This window comes from Dellaglioa sp. CoH-55-MRSF-8 (assembly GCF_056782195.1).
Genome location: NZ_JBXAYH010000197.1, coordinates 1 through 271 on the forward strand (window position 1 = coordinate 1; position 271 = coordinate 271).

Annotated in this window: 1 protein-coding gene; it reads left to right on the top strand. The window is 49.8% G+C overall.

Annotation, left to right across the window (positions count from 1 at the left end):
- Positions 1-63: 63 nt before the first annotated feature.
- The coding region (locus tag AC1RPW_RS08475; RefSeq protein ID WP_481769523.1) for a hypothetical protein at positions 64-271 on the top strand (208 nt) is incomplete at its 3' end.

The window sequence follows — 271 nt, forward strand, 5'->3', positions numbered from 1 at the left end:
GAAGCAAGGCTTCATGACCAGTGTAGTCGGGCTGGCATCTCAGAAATGGGGAAATGAGGGGGATTGGCCATTAGGTATAGCAATACCGCATCGCACGAGTTTCCTCAACGTTCGTCGCCGAAAATCTTCATCCGACACGCGATCAACGTGGAAAAAGCTATGGATTCCGCTATGATGTTCCAAACAACGCGCTACGGTGAAAACATGGATGTAGGCGAAATTACTCGTATTCGGGACCAGTTCCAGAGTGGTCAATGGCCGCAGTTCTTTG